This window comes from Infirmifilum sp. (assembly GCF_049970975.1).
Taxonomy (GTDB): Archaea; Thermoproteota; Thermoprotei; order Thermofilales; family Thermofilaceae; genus Thermofilum; species Thermofilum uzonense.
In genome coordinates, this window is record NZ_JBMFLX010000185.1 from 1 (window position 1) to 1,983 (window position 1,983).

Genomic DNA, 1,983 nt, shown 5'->3' on the forward strand with positions numbered 1-1,983 from the left:
GGAGCAGTTTACAGCACGTGAAGGATGAAAATGTTGTTAAAGAGCTGAAGGAATTTCTTAAAAAGAGGATCAAAGAGTACGAAGAAAAATTAACCGCTATCACCAGCCAAAGTACCCTAAGTCGCGAGGAATTAGAGGGGGAAATAAGAAAGTCGGATCTCCACATTGAAAGGGATGTTCTCGGTCAAATAACGGCCGCATTCAACAGCGGTAAGCACATTTTACTTATCGGACCACCGGGAACCGGAAAAACGACTCTAGCAAGAATTATCGCTAAAGTATTAGGGGGGGCTTTTGTGGAGGCGACAGCATCGGGTGAGTGGAGCAGGATTGATGTTATAGGCGGGCCTACTTTCGTTGGCGGTGAAGTTCAATGGAAGTCTGGTGTGTTGCTTAGAGCAATTGCAGAAAGCTTTAAAAACAAGGGTAAAGCAGTTCTCATAATAGACGAGATTAATCGCGCGAACATGGACAGAGCCTTCGGCGAATTTTTTACAATTTTTGGAGGAAATCCTGCAGAATGGTATCTTCCAAATTCACTATTAAATGAGATCAAAACCTTTAATGACAAAATTGACGAAACAGCAAAAATATTGCTCGAAGAGTGGAAAAATCAAAGAGGAGAAAGGCTTAGAATTCCCGAGAGCTTCCGCATAATCGCTACGATGAACGTATACGACCGCCGCTACTTATTCTCACTAGGCTATGCACTCTTAAGAAGATTTGCAGTAGTCCCCCTAGAAAATCCTGAAAACGTAGAGCAGGTGTTAGAAAAACACTGCGATGCCCCCGAAGTGATAGGTAAAATATTTGATATCTATCAGGGTTTGAGACAAAGGAAGATAACCTTAGGAATTGCTCTATTGCTAGATGTAGCTAAAACTGCATGCGAACTAAAAAAGGATATGAGTGATGTTACGAAGGCAGTTGATAAGGCCATGCAGATGATAATCGTCCCCCAGTTAGAAGGTTTACTCCCTAGTCAACTTGAGAATGTACGAGAACTACTTAAGCAGAAGGGATTTCTCGCCTCGGTGGAGGCTCTTGAACAGTTATACCCAGAAACTACAGGAGACTCGGGCAGTGCCTGAACAAAACGAGATAAAATTCATGGCTGAATACACGTGGACTACACTCTTATCACTATTTGACGAATTGTCGCTGAGGAAAAAACTTGTGCTCAAGACTCCCAAAGGCGATCTAATAGTAGGCGGCGAGATAGCAAACGTGATGAAATTACTATACGTTATATCTGAGCTATCTATTGTTATCAAAGAGATATTAAGAAAAGTGCAAGCAGAGATTATCGAGGAAAAAGAAATTATTACATCGGGTTCACTTGATGGTAGAGTCTTGACCGGGCTTGCCGGTAAATACGCTCCTAGCGCTATACCGGTCAGCAAGACCAGACTCCTCTTAGAGACTCCCGCAAACCTACTTTTAGCAGCCACTCTCGTAGAAGTTCGATTTGAGATCCTTAATTTAATTGCATCTCTCAAAGAGACAAAACCCGAACTTAAGCCTTTGAGAGAATACGCTAAAAAGAGATTGATTGACGTCTTACTGAAATGCGAGTATTTGATGTACGAACCGGTCTTAAGACCTATTCTTTCAAAGGCCCAGCTCCTGGCTGGACAACCCTCTAAGCTTAAAACTCTAGAAGAAACCGTTAAATACGAAGTACTAAGAAAGTATCGCGATCTAAAAAGTTATTCACGCCTATTGGAACTTCGGCGTTTGCTACGCGAGAACCTTAGTTTACTCGAAAACAGTATAACCGAATTAAACAAAACACTCACATTGGAGATCTCCACAGAAAAGTTATATGAATTGTTCGGATTTACGCTTATTTTACAGGCGCTTATCGAAGAGTTTTCACCGACAGAAATTAAAGTCTTAGAAGATGAGAGAGAGCTACAAATGAGCATTGTTGATTCCAAAATGATAATATCATATAATACATTGCCCGAGGACGTGGAATCT

The 1,983-nt window shown here is 41.5% G+C and carries 2 protein-coding genes; both read left to right on the forward strand.

Annotation, left to right across the window (positions count from 1 at the left end):
- A partial coding sequence (locus ACP5KC_RS10360; protein WP_428287534.1) for an AAA family ATPase occupies positions 1 to 1,091 on the forward strand: 1,091 nt, incomplete at its 5' end.
- A gap of 64 nt (positions 1,092 to 1,155) precedes the next feature.
- On the forward strand, positions 1,156 to 1,983 hold an 828-nt coding region (locus ACP5KC_RS10365; RefSeq protein WP_428287535.1), incomplete at its 3' end, for a hypothetical protein.